We start from the raw sequence: 13,672 nt of genomic DNA, 5'->3' as shown, positions 1-13,672 counted from the left end.
CCGACTCTACTGGAGTCCGCAATCGCGCCAGGGTGGAATTCACGATCGCAGATGTTACCCGTTAGTTGTGTTGTGGCGCACGGTAGTGTCGAACGACCCACCTTGGTATCCGCCCAGGTCCCCATTCTGGTACGCCATCACCTGCGTGTCGTCGCTCTCCGCAAGTGAATCCCGGATAGCCGCCTGGGCCGCGTGCGGCAGGGTGTGCATGATTTCGCGGACGCGCGCCTGGCGGCGAATCACAGCCTGGCGCACCGGCATCCCCGGAGTGGCCCGCATCTGCGGGATGATGCCCTCGACCTCCTCGGCGCCACCATGGTGGTGCCCTGCGTCGACGAGGGCCTGCTCGCGCGCCATCTGCGCCTCGTCCTTCTCCTCCGACATACCGATCGGACCGATCATGCGTCCGTTGAGGAACTGCTTGACCACCGGCTCCTCCGAGGTGAGCAGCACCTCGCGCGGACCGAACATCACCAACGAGCGACGGAACAGCATGCCGATGTTGTCGGGCACGGTACGGGCCAGGTTGATGTTGTGGGTCACGATCAAGATCGTCGCGTCGATCTGCGCGTTGATATCGATCAGCAGCTGCGACAGGTAAGAGGTACGGACCGGGTCCAGACCGGAGTCGGGCTCGTCGACCAGGATGATCTGCGGGTCCAACACCAAAGCGCGGGCCAGACCGGCGCGCTTGCGCATACCACCGGAGATCTCACCCGGGAGCTTGCCCTCCGCGCCGAGCAGACCGGTCAGCTCGAGCTTCTCCATCACGATCTTCTTGATGTCGGATTCGGTCTTCTTCGTGTGCTCGCGCAATGGGAAAGCGACATTGTCGAAGAGATTCATCGAGCCGAACAGCGCGCCGTCCTGGAACAGCACACCGAAGAGCTTGCGGATTTCGTAGAGCTCCTTATTGGAGCAGGTGGTGATATCGGTTCCGTCGATGAAGATCGAACCGCGCTCCGGACGCAGCAGGCCGATCAGTGACTTCAGAAAGACGGATTTACCGGTACCCGAGGGGCCGAGCAGCGCGCTGACCTCACCCGAGGGCAGCGTCAGTGAGACATCCTGCCAAATACGCTGTGAACCGAAGGACTTGGTAACACCCTCGGTCCTGACCTCGACGCCCACGCCAACCTCCACAAATTTCTCAGCGAACCACCCACCGGCGAACCGCGCTATTCGGTATCACGGTGTGTCGCGTCACAGTGGGTGCGGTCACTGTATCCCATGAGCATGACGCGGCACACCCTAACCTGACCGAAGAGTAACCCCGGATCACTCGCAATATTCGCATTACCGTCGCACGCGTCACGACAATGCAAACGGGCGGCCCCCAATGGGGACCGCCCGCTCGGCGAGTAACTCGCGAATTACTTGACGGAGACCTTGGCGCCGGCCTCTTCCAGCTTCGCCTTGGCAGCCTCGGCGGCATCCTTGGCGACCTTCTCCAGGATCGGCTTCGGGGCGCTCTCGACCAGGTCCTTGGCTTCCTTCAGACCCAGGCCCGAGACGATCTCGCGGACCACCTTGATGACCTGGATCTTCTTGTCGCCGGCACCCTCGAGGATGACGTCGAACTCGTCCTGCTCCTCGGCGGCCTCGGCCGGAGCGGCAGCGCCACCGACGGCGGCGACGGCGACCGGAGCAGCCGCGGTGACCTCGAACTTCTCCTCGAACTTCTTGACGAAGTCCGACAGCTCGAGCAGGGTCATGTTGCCGAAGGTCTCGAGCAGTTCGTCAACGTTGGCCATTGTTGGTTCCTTTCGGTAGTTGGTTGTCTATGTGGGCGAGCCGCACGCGATCCACCCGCTGTGTTGAATTTGCGGCATTCGCGGGGCCCTGCGTGGTTGCGACTGCGCTACCGCTACGGGCCCCTCGCTCATGCCGCGGGGGTGTTACTCGGCGGCAGCTCCGCCTTCTTCGGCCTGCTTCTTCTCCTGCAGCGCGGCGGCCAGGCGGGCCACCTGCGAAGCGGGAGCATTGAACAGACCGGCAGCCTTCGCCAGGTTGCCCTTCATCGCGCCGGCCAGCTTGGCCAGCAGCACCTCGCGGGACTCCAGGTCGGCGATCTTCTCGACCTCGGCAACGGACAGCGCGGCGCCGTCCATGTACCCGCCCTTGATGATGAGCGCCTTGTTGTCCTTAGCGAAGGTCTTGATGGCCTTCGCCGCGTCGACCGGCTCGCCCTTGATGAAGGCGATGGCGGTCGGTCCGACGAACAAGTCGTCCAGGCCAACGACGCCCGCTTCCGCGGCCGCCCGCTTGACCAGGGTGTTCTTGGCGACGGAGTAGGTAGCGCCTTCGCCGAGCGCGCGACGCAGATCGGTGAGCTTACCGACCGACAGACCACGGTATTCCGTGATGACGGTGGCCGACGAGCTCTTGAACTGCTCCGTGATCTCCTCGACCGCGGTGACCTTCTCGGGTTTTGCCATACTTCGCCTCCTCTCTGGATGTCGGTTCGTATTCGAACTGCCGAGTACCAGGGGCCAGCGATAAAGCAAACGCCCCGAACGCAGAGCGTTCCGGGGCGCAATAGGTGATCGACCCGGGCATGGCCCAAGTCAATTCCCAGCCTCGGTCCTCCCTGCGTGGGCCGCCGGCTTGATGCCGGACCTTCGACCACGCCCGAATGGGCGCAGCGACCAACGGTCTTCGGTAGAACGGATTGGGTAGTCATCGAACTTGTCGATTACTTCGGTCCAGAGTAGCCGAACCCATCCCCATCTGCCAAAACGGCACTCCCTCAGCCTCCCCGGAACTTTCGCCGTTCGCGAGTGCCACCGGACGAACGTCGTGGACCTGCGGCTATGCCGGAGTTGCGTATTGGACGCATCCGTCGAGTTATTCGCGAAATCAGCCAGTGCCCGCATAGCTTCGACAACGTGTCGCCAATCACAATCGCTGACAGTTGTGGCGGATATCGCCACAACAAAGTGTTACCACGGGTGACAGTTACTGCTTGACTACTGAACTATGGCAACCTCCATAGTCGATCCACCGGTGCTGTTGGAACGACGCACCAGACGCTTCATCGCTCTTGCCGTCATCTGTTCGGCGGAGCTGCTGGTCGTCCTCGACAACACCATCGTGAATGTGGCCCTGCCCTCCATCGGAGTGGAATTGGCCACCAGCGTCAGCGGCCTGCAATGGGTCGTCGATGCGTACACCCTGACCTTCGCCGGATTGTTGCTGGCCTTCGGCAATCTCGGCGACCGCTACGGACGCCGCCGCGTCATGATGATCGGCCTGGTCGGCGTGGCCGTCATGTCGGTCGGCGGGGCGCTGTCGGAATCCATGGGCAGTGTCATCGCCGCCCGCGCTGCCATGGGTGCCTTCGCCGCGGCCGTCTTCCCCGCCACCCTGGCGCTGATCATCAATATCTTCACCGATAAACGCGAGCGGGCACTGGCCATCGCCGCCTGGACGGCCATGGCCGGCTTCGCCATCGCGATCGGCCCGATCTCGGGCGGCTGGCTGCTGGAACACTTTTCTTGGCATTCGGTCTTCTGGATCAATGTGCCGGTGGCACTGATCGCGCTGGCCACCACCCTGATCTGGGTGCCCGAATCGCGATCCGCCCAGGTGGGACGGCTCGATCTGCCGGGCATCGGATTGTCGGTCACCGGCATCACCGCGCTGGTGTGGGCAATTATCGAAGCGCCGCGCTACGGCTGGCTTTCCACCACCACGCTCAGTGTCGGCGCACTCGGTGTCGCACTGCTCGCGGCCTTCATCACGTGGGAATTGCGTACCAACGCACCGATTCTCGATATGCGGCTGTTCCGCAATCGCCGATTCTCCATGCCCGCCTTGGCGATTGCGGTCGGCTACTTCTCGATGTTCGGATTCCTATTCCTCATTACTCAGTACTTCCAAGGGGTGCGCGAATACACGCCACTCGAATTCGGTATCGCCGCACTGCCATTCGCGTTTTCGGTGGCGATCGGCGCACCGATCGCGACGCTCATGGCGACCCGCATCGGCACCACGCCGGTGATCGTATTCGGGCTGTTGCTCACCGGGGTCGGGCTGTATCTCGGCGGGCAGGTGACGGTGGACAGCAGTTATGTCATCGACGTGTTGCCGTCCATGGTTTCGATGGCACTGGGCCTGGCCATCGTGCAGGGCCCGGCGACCGAATCGGTCATGGGATCGCTACCGCTGAACGAAGCGGGCGCGGGATCCGCGGTCAACGACACCACCCGCGAGATCGGCGGTACCCTCGGCGTCGCGGTCCTCGGCTCGATCGTGGCCTCCTACTACACAACTCGCGTCTCGCCGCTGATCGACCGGGTGCCCGCCGGGATGATGGACTCCGACCAGCGCAGTCTGGTGAAGGCCAGTCCGCTCAGCGTGCTCGAGATCCGCAAACGAGAACTCGCACCATTCTTCGAGGTCCAGCGCGAAAACCTGATCACCGCAATGAAAACGGCAGCACTGCAGGGTTCCCACGCCGCATCCCTGGTCGCCGCGGGCGCGGTCGTGGTGTGCGCGCTGATCGTCGCCATCTTCCTACCGTGGGGTGTGCAGGAGGGCGAATCGGTGCTACTCGGCTGGCGCAAATCCTCAGAGCCCCAGGAAAACTGACCATCGAAACGAGTCGAATGGTGGCTCGGACCCCGGCCCGAAAGCCACCATTCGACTCGCCTGGGCGGGTGGTCAGGCGGGGGTGGTCTGGTGGACCAGGCGGATGAGGGCTGTCAGTGCCCCGCTGCGGAATTCGGGGGTGGTGACCAGGCCGTCGGTGTCGACGGCATCGCGGGCTACCGGGAGTCGGGCACAGGTGGCCGGATCGACGATGGCACCGACGTAGCCCAGCACCGTGGTCAGGGTGGTGGCCGCGCCTTCGCCGCGGCCTTGGGCGGCGACATTGAGGAAGGCAGTCGGCTTTTCGTAGAGGTCGGCAGTGCCGACGGTCCAGTCGAGCAGATTCTTGAAGCTGCCGGGGAGGGTACCCGCGTATTCCGGAGTACAGAGCAGGACCGCATCGGCGCGCGAAATATGTTCGTGCAGTGCGACAACCGACGGATGACCGGTACCGTCGTCATCCGGACTGAAGGCGGGAAGTTCACCGAGGCCTTCGTACCAGAAGGTCTCGACACCCTCCGGCGCGATCGCCGCGACTGTGCGCAGTGCGGCGGTATTGGTCGAAGCACTGCGCGTGCTTCCGGAGATGAGTAGTACGGCGGTCACCTCATGGCCAACCGTCGCCACGCGTGAAATAGTCCGAATCGCGGTGCGTCCGCAGCACCGCGAGCGCCCATACCGCCACCTGGGAAAATCAGCCGAATATGCACAAGGGCGGGAACGCGAATCGCGTTCCCGCCCTTGCGGTAAAACTCAGCTTCCTGCGATAACGCTCAGCTTCCGAAGAGCTGGGCTATCGAAGAGCCGGGGTGCTACTTACGCATCCTCGTCGAGGAGGTTGCGGGTGCGGTTCGGGTCCACCGGGATGCCCGGTCCGGTGTTCGTCGAGACCGTGACCTTCTTGACGTAGCGGCCCTTGGCGGTCGACGGCTTGGCACGCAGGATCTCGTCCAGCGCGGCGCCGTAGTTCTCCACCAGCTTGGCATCGTCGAAGGACGCCTTGCCGATGACGAAGTGCAGGTTGGCCTGCTTGTCGACGCGGAAGTTGATCTTGCCGCCCTTGATGTCGTTGACGGCCTTGGTCACATCGTTGGTGACCGTGCCCGTCTTCGGGTTCGGCATCAGGCCGCGCGGGCCCAGGACACGCGCGATCCGACCGACCTTGGCCATCTGGTCCGGGGTGGCGATCGCGGCGTCGAAGTCCAGCCAGCCGCCCTGGATCCGCTCGATCAGATCCTCTGCACCGACGGCGTCCGCACCGGCGGCCTCGGCCTCGGCGGCCTTCTCACCGGCCGCGAACACGATGACGCGGGCGGTCTTACCGGTGCCGTGCGGCAGGTTGACCGTGCCGCGGACCATCTGGTCGGCCTTGCGGGGATCCACACCGAGACGAACGGCGACCTCAACGGTCGCGTCGGTCTTGGTGGTAGCGGTCTCCTTCGCCAGACGCGCGGCGGCCAGCGGGGAGTAGAGCTGAGTGCGATCGACCTTCTCGGCCGCGGCGAGATACGCCTTGCTTCGTTTTGCCATGATTGTCTGTCCTTAATGTGGTTCAGAAGTGGTTATCGGGTCTGGCCGACCCTCCCACCGGGATTGCGAGTGCGAGACTCACGCCTCGACGGTGATGCCCATCGAACGCGCGGTACCCGCGATGATCTTGGCCGCCTGGTCGATGTCCTTGGCGTTCAGATCTTCCTGCTTGGTCTTGGCGATCTCCCGGACCTGGTCCATGGTGACCTTCGCGACCTTGGTCTTGTGCGGCTCGGCCGAGCCCTTCTGCACACCGGCGGCCTTGAGGAGCAGCTTGGCGGCGGGCGGGGTCTTCAGCTTGAAGTCGAAGGACCGGTCCTCGTACACCGAGATCTCGACCGGAATGACGTTGCCACGCTGCGACTCGGTCGCGGCGTTGTACGCCTTGCAGAACTCCATGATGTTGACGCCGTGCTGACCGAGCGCGGGGCCGACCGGAGGGGCCGGGTTCGCCTGGCCGGCCTGGATCTGGAGCTTGATGATCCCGGCGAGCTTCTTCTTCTTGGGGGGCATCTTTCTTTCCTAGGGTTTTGGTGTCCTTGCTCTTTGCAAGCCTGGTGAATCAACCCGTGCGCCGGGCCGATTCATCCCGCGATCCCAGCCGGAGCCGAAACCGCGGAACTAGATCTTCGCGACCTGGGTGAACGCCAGCTCGACCGGAGTCTCGCGACCGAAGATCGACACGAGCACCTTGAGCTTCTGCTGCTCGGCATTGACCTCGGAAATGCTGGCGGGCAGCGTCGCGAACGGGCCGTCCATCACGGTCACCGACTCGCCGACCTCGAAGTCGACCTCGATGACCGGCTTGGGCGCGATATCGGTGGCGGCCGAAGTCGCGGCAGCGGCCTCGGCAGCGGGCTTCTTCTGCTGCTGCGCGGCCGGGACCAGGAACTTCACCACATCGTCGATGGAAAGCGGCGACGGCCGCGAGGTGGCGCCGACGAAACCCGTGACACCGGGGGTGTTGCGCACCGCGCCCCACGACTCGTCGTTGAGTTCCATCCGGACCAGGATGTAACCGGGCAGCACCTTGCGGTTGACGTGCTTGCGCTGGCCGTTCTTGATCTCGGTGACCTCTTCGGTCGGCACCTCGACCTGGAAGATGTAATCCTCGAGGTCCAGGTTCTGCACGCGGGTTTCGAGGTTGGCCTTCACCTTGTTCTCGTAACCGGCGTACGAGTGAATCACGTACCAATCGCCGGGGGCGCGTCGCAGCGCGGCCTTCATTTCGGCGACCGGATCGGCGGGTTCGGCATCGACAGGAGCGGCCTCGACAACTTCGGCGTCAGCGGCGTCGGATTCGTCGACAACAGCTTCCTCGACGGCAGCGGACTCCTCGACGGTCTGCACCGCGTCGTCGACCGGGAACTCGTCGGTTGTGTCGTTCTCCGGGGTGCTCACTGGGGCACTCGCTTCCTGTGTCGTCACGTACATCCTTTGCGTACCGGGCCTGGCGCGCTGTAACGCGCCGACCCGGGGTCGGCTACCGGCGTCGGCGGCGATCGGCTAGCCGAACAGCCAGTTGACACCCTTGATGAACGCCAGATCCAACCCGCTGATGAACGCGACCATGAAGATCACGAACACCAGAACAACGCTCGTATAGGTGACCATCTGCTTCCGGTTGGGCCAGATCACCTTGCGCAGTTCCGCGACTACTTCGCGCAGGAACTTGATCAAACGCTTGAACGGGTTACCCGTCTTCTTGCGTTCGGCCTGATCGGTCTTCTTGGCTGCCTTGGCTGACGACGGTCGATCGATCGTGGCGACCGAGCCCGAATCGGCATTCCGACTGCGCCGCGCGGACCGCTTACCGCTCGGGCGAGCCACCGCGGCGGTGTCGTCGTCCTCGGCATGCGCGCCGCGGCGAGTATCCCGCTCGTCGCTCACGCCGTCACCTCGCTGCGCTCGGCGCCGCCGTGCGCGATGCGCGATGTGCCAATGGCTCGCTCGCTACGCTCGCTCACGTCGATCCTTTCGTCGCTGGCATCCAGGGCAGGGGCGACAGGACTTGAACCTGCAACCTGCGGTTTTGGAGACCGCTGCTCTGCCAGTTGAGCTACGCCCCTTCGGTCGAACGATCCAGCTGTCCAACCACTGTTCTGTATTCAGTTGTCGTTCTTCTATCTGGTATCACACAACACGCGCGCCACTCCGGCAGTTGCCGGCCCCGTCGGCGAATCCTTGCGGACTCACCTGGAACCAGCCCTTGCAGAGCAGCGCGCAGCGGCTGGTGACCCCAGAAATCTGAGTGTACGTTACCGCCTGCGGCATATGCCAATCAGGGTCGCTCGACCAGGTCAGGCCAGTTGGACCGTCGCGGTGGCGCGCCCGAAGATCTTCTTGCCCGCCGACTTCGCCACGATGGCGACGACCGCGGTCCGGGTCTCCGGATCCACCGACTTCACCTTACCCGCGAACTCGACCTCCGCAGGTTCCTCGGAGCCGACGTAGACCGGGCTGGTGAAGCGCACGTTGTACTCCTTGACCGCGCCGGGATCGCCGAGCCAGGAGGTCACGAAACCGCCGCCGAGGCCCATGGTGAGCATGCCGTGCGCGACCACGTTCTCCAGGCCGACGAGTTTGACGACCTCGTCACTCCAGTGGATCGGATTCGCATCCCCGGAGACACCGGCGTAGTTGACCAGATCGCCGCGAGTGAGCCGGACGATGCGCGCGGGCAGTTCGTCGCCGACGGCGATGTCCTCGAAGTTGATCGCGTGCTTGCTCGGTGCGATCACGGGCGCGGGCACAGCGGGCACGTGGGTGTCAGCCACAGTGCGCGGATGATGGCTCGGGGCGTCCTCGTCGATGCCGTGCATGAGCACATTGCGGACCGCGCCCTGCAGGTTCGGATCGATATCGCCGCCGCTACGCCCGATCAGTGTGGTGTAGGTGGTGAGCACCATCTCGTCGTTCTGCGCGGTGACGATGTTCTTGGTGACGATGATGTCGCCGCCGAAGGCCTGCCGGAACGAGTGCAGGTAAACATCGCAGACCAGCCGGTCGCCGACCTTGATGGGGCGGTGGAATTCCAGGATCTGATCGGTCTGCATGATCTGACTCAGGTCGTAGCCCGTGACGATCTGCTCGAAGAGTTTGCGCTGGGCGAGAATTCCGACCAGGGAGATGAAGGTGAGCGGGGCGAGCAGTCCGTCGTAGCCGTACTCCTGTGCCGCGTCCTCGTCCCAGTGCGCGGGGTGGTAGTCCTGCACGGCGCGGGCGTATTCGCGCACCTTCTCGCGGCCGACCTCGTAGTAGTCGTCGACGCGGTAGTGATGACCGACCATCGCCGCGGCATGCGCCGCGGGATCGAGTTCTTCGTCCGTTGCGACCGCTTCGTCTGTACCGGTGTTGATTGTCACGGGAGGACTGTACCTATCTGACCCCGAGCCCCGGAGTCGACGGAGCGTTCACGACTGCGCCTCGCTAGCGCTCGGCTCCGTCGTGCCCGCTTGGCGGCTGTGTCGATCGGTTACTCGCTTCGCTCGCAACGCCCACCGCACTCGAGTCGTGAAACACGTCAGGGCCGGACATATGTCCGGCCCTCGCAAGTGTCACGACCCGATAATCCGGGACGCACCCGGAAGCCAATCAACGCGGCCGCGGCACGCGTGGTGAACTAGCGGGATTCGCGGTGCGCCCGGTGGGTGCCGCAGTTCGGGCAGAACTTCTTCAGCTCCAGCCGATCCGGGTCGTTGCGCCGGTTCTTCTTGGTGATGTAGTTGCGGTGCTTGCACTGCTCGCAGGCCAAGGTGATCTTTGGCCGGACATCGGTGGACTTCGCGGCCACGATATTCCTTCTTTCGGGTCAACCAGATGGTCTGATCGGTCTTTGGTAGCGATGGCCGGACTTGAACCGGCGACACAACGATTATGAGTCGTTTGCTCTACCGACTGAGCTACACCGCCACGGGGTCGCATTGCTCGGTGATGCCGCGCCCAACCTTGGAGATGCCGAGTCGGTCACCACCGGCAATCCGGCGAGCCCCCTAACGGAATCGAACCGTTGACCTTTTCCTTACCATGGAAACGCTCTGCCGACTGAGCTAAGGGGGCATGACTAGCTCCGCACCGTGGCCTAACGTTCAGGACTCCGGCGCGGCGAAGTCTTGAACGAGGTTACACACTCACCGGTCGCACCTCCAAACCGGGTGGTCAGAGCGGTTTTTGCGGCCACATACAGCGGCCGCCCAAAGCCTACCGGTAATTGACGAACTGTAGCGCGATGCCGAAGTCCTCACCCTTGAGCAATGCGATCACCGCCTGCAGATCGTCGCGCTTCTTACTGGAGACGCGCAGTTCCTCGCCTTGGATCTGCGCCTTGACACCCTTGGGGCCCTCGTCGCGGATCTTCTTGGAAATCTTCTTCGCATGCTCGGCGTCGATGCCCTGCACCAGCGTGCCGGTGATTTTGTAGGTCTTGCCGGAGGCCGCGGGCTCGCCGGCATCGAAGGCCTTGAGCGAGATATCGCGGCGAATCAGCTTTTCCTTGAATACCTCGAGCGCCGCCTTGACCCGCTCCTCGGCCTCGGCGCTGAGCACGATCTTGTCCTCACCGGACCATTCGATACTCGCGCCCGTGCCACGGAAGTCGTAGCGGGTGTTCAGCTCCTTCTCCGCCTGATGCAGCGCGTTGTCGACCTCCTGACGGTCGACCTTGCTGACAACATCGAAAGACGAATCGGCCACACTTCGCTCCTGTCCTGGCGGTCCAACGGGTCTGCTGACCCTTTCGAGCGACCTGCAAGCAGTCGCTAGCGACCGGTTTCCGGTCATCGTCAGTTCTACCCCGGAGCGTGACGGTAGTCCCGTCGCATGGCCGATGGCCAGCCGGTTTGCATTCTGGGTGCGGGTTCGTTGTAAGCTGCACTGCGCGCCGAGAAGCGCGACGGCAGGTTGCCCGAGCGGCCAATGGGAGCAGACTGTAAATCTGTCGGTGAAAGCCTACGTAGGTTCGAATCCTACACCTGCCACCGAAAACCCCCGCCGATCACATGATCGGCGGGGGTTTCTCGTTTGTGCGCGCATTTACCGCTGTCGAAGTGCGGTCGGGTCGGTCGCATTCAGGGTTGCGACGAGCTCGTCCTCCTCGTAGCTGAAATGGGTTTCCAATTCATTCGCGAGACGGTCGAATTCGGCACGCAAACGAACCGGGTCGGCACTGTTGAGCAACAGTTGCAATTCGGCGAGTGCCGTCGCAACCACACCGTGCTCACGCTGCAGCCGCTCGACCACCGGAGCCAATTCGGGATGCTGGCGGACCAACGCCGGAAAGACACCGTCCTCATTGGTGTGATGCTCGTGCAGCGCACCACAAAATGCGACACAGTGGCTGCGTAGATCCGTTGGCAGGCTTAGGTTTTCACTCGAGTCGTCGAGCCGATCCAGTTGCGTGCGAACCGTCGCGAGATCGCGCCGCAATTGCTCATGCACGGTCCGCAGATGGTCACCGATGGCGGCTGCGCGCGGGGCCGCCTGCTGCGGGGCCACATCACCCGAGCCAACGATCGCGGCGGAGACGCCCGCCACCGCGGTCGCGGCGACCGCCGCACCGACGATCACGCCGCGGCGGCCGATCGCGGCTCGCTGTTCGCGAGACAGCGCGATCACCGGTATGACTCTCGAGGTTCCCGCTTGGTATGCGGCAAATGCCGGATCGCGCTCGGCCTGTTCGGCGTAGCGCTGATCGCGCTCGGCACCAGCCAGCACTGTTGCGGTTGCCCGAAAAGTCTCGACGCCGGCCGCTTCGGCGATCTCCACAGTGACGGCCGGATTCCGCTGCACGTTGTAGAACCACGCCGGATGGGTGTCGGCGCCACCGTTCGAGCCGAAGATCAGTAGACGATCGCCGTCTCGGCAATAGACGACCGGCGTCGTGTGCTCGCGTCCACTTTTCGCGCCGACCGTGGTCAGCAGGATGAGCGGCACACCCTCGAACATCGCGCCGACCGACCCCGCGTTCGCGCGGAACTCGTCGATGATCGCCGCATTGAAACCCGCCGACGAAGTCGGCTGTGCCTCTGTCATGTCCTGTGCCCTTCCGGATCGCCGGGCAGACCGACGACCGCTGGTACTAGCCTTGCGAGAGAGATTAGATTTTGCTTTGCAAGCAAAAATACTTTGTAAGCAAAGGCTATTTGGAGGTGTGCGGGATGTCAACGGGTGCGCGTGGCATCGGGGTGGACGAGGGCATTCGGAGTCTGCTGCTGCTCATGCCGCGGGTGGTGGGAAGGGCCAAGAAGATGCGTGTTCCCGAAGAACTGCAATCGTTTTCGCTCGCGCCGCGGCATCTGTCACTGCTGGCGAATCTGGTGTTCGAGGGGCCGATGACGGTGAACGAGCTGGCCGCGCGGCTGGAAGTCGCGCCGACGACCGTGAGCCTGATGGTGGGCGATCTGAGCCGTCAGGGGGTACTGGAGCGGCGCTCGGATGCGGCGGATCGCCGTCGCACTATCGTCGCGATCGCGGCGGCGCACGAGAAGTCGGTCAACGCATGGCTCGGTGGCAGTGCGCGGGCGTGGCGGAAGGTGCTCGAACCGTTGAATGCCGAGCAGCGCCATATGTTCGTGGAGACGCTACGAGCCTACGAGCAGGAACTCGCGGCCGAACACGATTGAGTGCGTTGCGGGTGGGCCCAGCGATCAGTAGTTGCGGGGCCCGCCCGCCATTTCCTCGAGGCGGGCGATGCGTTCGGCCATCGGCGGGTGGGTGGAAAACAGGCGCGCCGCACGCTCACCGGCCCGGAACGGGTTGGCGATCATCAGGTGCGACTGCGCCGTCAGCTGCGGCTCAGGAGGCAGCGGGGCGGCCTGTACGCCGCGCTCCAGCTTGCGCAGCGCCGAGGCCAGGGCGAGCGGGTCACCGGTCAGCTCGGCGCCGGACTGATCGGCTTGATATTCGCGGGAGCGGGAGACGGCCAATTTGACCAGGGTCGCGGCGATCGGCCCGAGCAGCGTCACCAGGATCACGCCGAGGATATTGGGGCCCTCGCCATTGCGATTGCCGCCGAACATCGAGGCGAAGAAGGCCAGGTTGGCCAGGCCGGAGATGACCGCGGCCAGTGCACCCGCGATCGAGGAGATCAGAATGTCGCGGTTGTAGACGTGCGATAGCTCGTGGCCGAGTACGGCACGCAGTTCGCGCTCGTCGAGGATCTGCAGGATGCCACTGGTGCAACAGACTGCGGCATGTCGCGGATTGCGTCCGGTCGCGAAGGCGTTGGGGGCGTTGGTCGGACTGATATAGAGCTGCGGCATCGGCTGACGCGCGGTAGTCGCGAGCTCGCGCACGATGCGGTAGATGACCGGAGCCTCCAGCTCACTGACCGGCTGCGCGTGCATGGCCTTCAGCGCGATCTTGTCGCTGTAGAAATAGGCGTAGGCATTCATGCCGACCGCGATCAGGATCGCGAAGAAGAGAATCATCGGACTGCGGAACAACGCCCCTGCGAACACGATCAAGGCCGAGAGGCCGACCATGAGCCCGAACGTCTTCAGCCCATTCGCATACCCGTGCATGTCCGCCTCTCCGCGTATTCAGGCCATAC

The 13,672-nt window shown here is 63.8% G+C and carries 15 protein-coding genes and 4 tRNA genes; 3 read left to right on the top strand and 16 right to left on the bottom strand.

The window, feature by feature from the left end; genetic code table 11:
* Window positions 1–54 precede the first annotated feature (54 nt).
* From ACIBJI_RS01480 to rplJ, 3 genes are all read right to left on the bottom strand, one after another.
* A complete protein-coding gene (locus ACIBJI_RS01480) occupies window positions 55–1,131 on the bottom strand; it encodes an ATP-binding cassette domain-containing protein (protein ID WP_364358571.1) in 1,077 nt (358 codons plus the stop codon).
* Window positions 1,132–1,373: 242 nt separating this feature from the next.
* Window positions 1,374–1,754, bottom strand: coding sequence for a 50S ribosomal protein L7/L12 (gene rplL, locus ACIBJI_RS01475; protein WP_040696004.1), 381 nt, complete (start codon window positions 1,752–1,754; stop codon window positions 1,374–1,376).
* A gap of 144 nt (window positions 1,755–1,898) precedes the next feature.
* Window positions 1,899–2,438: a 50S ribosomal protein L10 gene (gene rplJ / locus ACIBJI_RS01470; RefSeq protein ID WP_364358575.1), complete on the bottom strand. Its 540-nt coding sequence runs from the start codon at window positions 2,436–2,438 to the stop codon at window positions 1,899–1,901.
* A 541-nt stretch (window positions 2,439–2,979) separates the two neighbouring features.
* Between rplJ and ACIBJI_RS01465 the strand changes: the two genes are divergently transcribed.
* Window positions 2,980–4,593, top strand: a complete 1,614-nt coding sequence (locus tag ACIBJI_RS01465) for an MFS transporter (protein WP_397082680.1) — start codon at window positions 2,980–2,982, stop codon at window positions 4,591–4,593.
* Window positions 4,594–4,665: 72 nt separating this feature from the next.
* Here ACIBJI_RS01465 and ACIBJI_RS01460 read toward each other — a convergent pair whose 3' ends face one another.
* The 11 genes from ACIBJI_RS01460 to ACIBJI_RS01410 all read right to left on the bottom strand — a co-directional run bounded on the left by ACIBJI_RS01460 (window position 4,666) and on the right by ACIBJI_RS01410 (window position 10,815).
* Window positions 4,666–5,220: an NADPH-dependent FMN reductase gene (locus tag ACIBJI_RS01460; RefSeq protein WP_364358581.1), complete on the bottom strand. Its 555-nt coding sequence runs from the start codon at window positions 5,218–5,220 to the stop codon at window positions 4,666–4,668.
* Window positions 5,221–5,409: 189 nt separating this feature from the next.
* The gene (rplA, locus tag ACIBJI_RS01455; protein WP_354960268.1) at window positions 5,410–6,123 is read right to left on the bottom strand and encodes a 50S ribosomal protein L1; all 714 of its coding nucleotides are present in this window, start codon (window positions 6,121–6,123) and stop codon (window positions 5,410–5,412) included.
* A 78-nt stretch (window positions 6,124–6,201) separates the two neighbouring features.
* The gene (rplK, locus tag ACIBJI_RS01450) at window positions 6,202–6,636 is read right to left on the bottom strand and encodes a 50S ribosomal protein L11 (protein ID WP_062983809.1); all 435 of its coding nucleotides are present in this window, start codon (window positions 6,634–6,636) and stop codon (window positions 6,202–6,204) included.
* Window positions 6,637–6,744: 108 nt separating this feature from the next.
* Window positions 6,745–7,524: a transcription termination/antitermination protein NusG gene (nusG, locus tag ACIBJI_RS01445; RefSeq protein ID WP_364358656.1), complete on the bottom strand. Its 780-nt coding sequence runs from the start codon at window positions 7,522–7,524 to the stop codon at window positions 6,745–6,747.
* Window positions 7,525–7,629: 105 nt separating this feature from the next.
* Complete coding sequence (secE, locus tag ACIBJI_RS01440) at window positions 7,630–8,013, bottom strand: preprotein translocase subunit SecE (RefSeq protein ID WP_397082678.1); 384 nt, start codon at window positions 8,011–8,013, stop codon at window positions 7,630–7,632.
* A gap of 106 nt (window positions 8,014–8,119) precedes the next feature.
* Window positions 8,120–8,192 (bottom strand) — tRNA-Trp (locus tag ACIBJI_RS01435).
* Between the two features lie 231 nt (window positions 8,193–8,423).
* Window positions 8,424–9,482, bottom strand: a complete 1,059-nt coding sequence (locus tag ACIBJI_RS01430; RefSeq protein ID WP_396958339.1) for a fused (3R)-hydroxyacyl-ACP dehydratase subunits HadA/HadB — start codon at window positions 9,480–9,482, stop codon at window positions 8,424–8,426.
* Between the two features lie 263 nt (window positions 9,483–9,745).
* Window positions 9,746–9,916: a 50S ribosomal protein L33 gene (gene rpmG / locus ACIBJI_RS01425; protein WP_011211653.1), complete on the bottom strand. Its 171-nt coding sequence runs from the start codon at window positions 9,914–9,916 to the stop codon at window positions 9,746–9,748.
* 43 nt (window positions 9,917–9,959) lie between these two features.
* Window positions 9,960–10,035 (bottom strand) — tRNA-Met (locus tag ACIBJI_RS01420).
* 74 nt (window positions 10,036–10,109) lie between these two features.
* Window positions 10,110–10,182 (bottom strand) — tRNA-Thr (locus ACIBJI_RS01415).
* Window positions 10,183–10,323: 141 nt separating this feature from the next.
* Window positions 10,324–10,815: a YajQ family cyclic di-GMP-binding protein gene (locus ACIBJI_RS01410; RefSeq protein ID WP_364358588.1), complete on the bottom strand. Its 492-nt coding sequence runs from the start codon at window positions 10,813–10,815 to the stop codon at window positions 10,324–10,326.
* 201 nt (window positions 10,816–11,016) lie between these two features.
* On the opposite strand from ACIBJI_RS01410, the gene ACIBJI_RS01405 reads away from it, so the two are divergent.
* Window positions 11,017–11,099, top strand: a tRNA-Tyr gene (locus tag ACIBJI_RS01405).
* 55 nt (window positions 11,100–11,154) lie between these two features.
* Here ACIBJI_RS01405 and ACIBJI_RS01400 read toward each other — a convergent pair.
* A complete protein-coding gene (locus tag ACIBJI_RS01400) occupies window positions 11,155–12,153 on the bottom strand; it encodes a nitroreductase/quinone reductase family protein (RefSeq protein ID WP_364358591.1) in 999 nt (332 codons plus the stop codon).
* A gap of 125 nt (window positions 12,154–12,278) precedes the next feature.
* On the opposite strand from ACIBJI_RS01400, the gene ACIBJI_RS01395 reads away from it, so the two are divergent.
* A complete protein-coding gene (locus ACIBJI_RS01395) occupies window positions 12,279–12,743 on the top strand; it encodes a MarR family transcriptional regulator (RefSeq protein ID WP_397082675.1) in 465 nt (154 codons plus the stop codon).
* Between the two features lie 24 nt (window positions 12,744–12,767).
* On the opposite strand, the gene htpX is transcribed toward ACIBJI_RS01395, so the two are convergent.
* Window positions 12,768–13,643: a zinc metalloprotease HtpX gene (gene htpX / locus ACIBJI_RS01390; RefSeq protein ID WP_364358598.1), complete on the bottom strand. Its 876-nt coding sequence runs from the start codon at window positions 13,641–13,643 to the stop codon at window positions 12,768–12,770.
* Window positions 13,644–13,672 lie beyond the last annotated feature (29 nt).

The organism is Nocardia sp. NPDC050408 (assembly GCF_044458905.1).
Lineage (GTDB): Bacteria > Actinomycetota > Actinomycetes > Mycobacteriales > Mycobacteriaceae > Nocardia.
The sequence above is the reverse complement of the archived record's forward strand: the minus strand, read 5'-3'. Positions and strand labels throughout refer to the sequence as shown.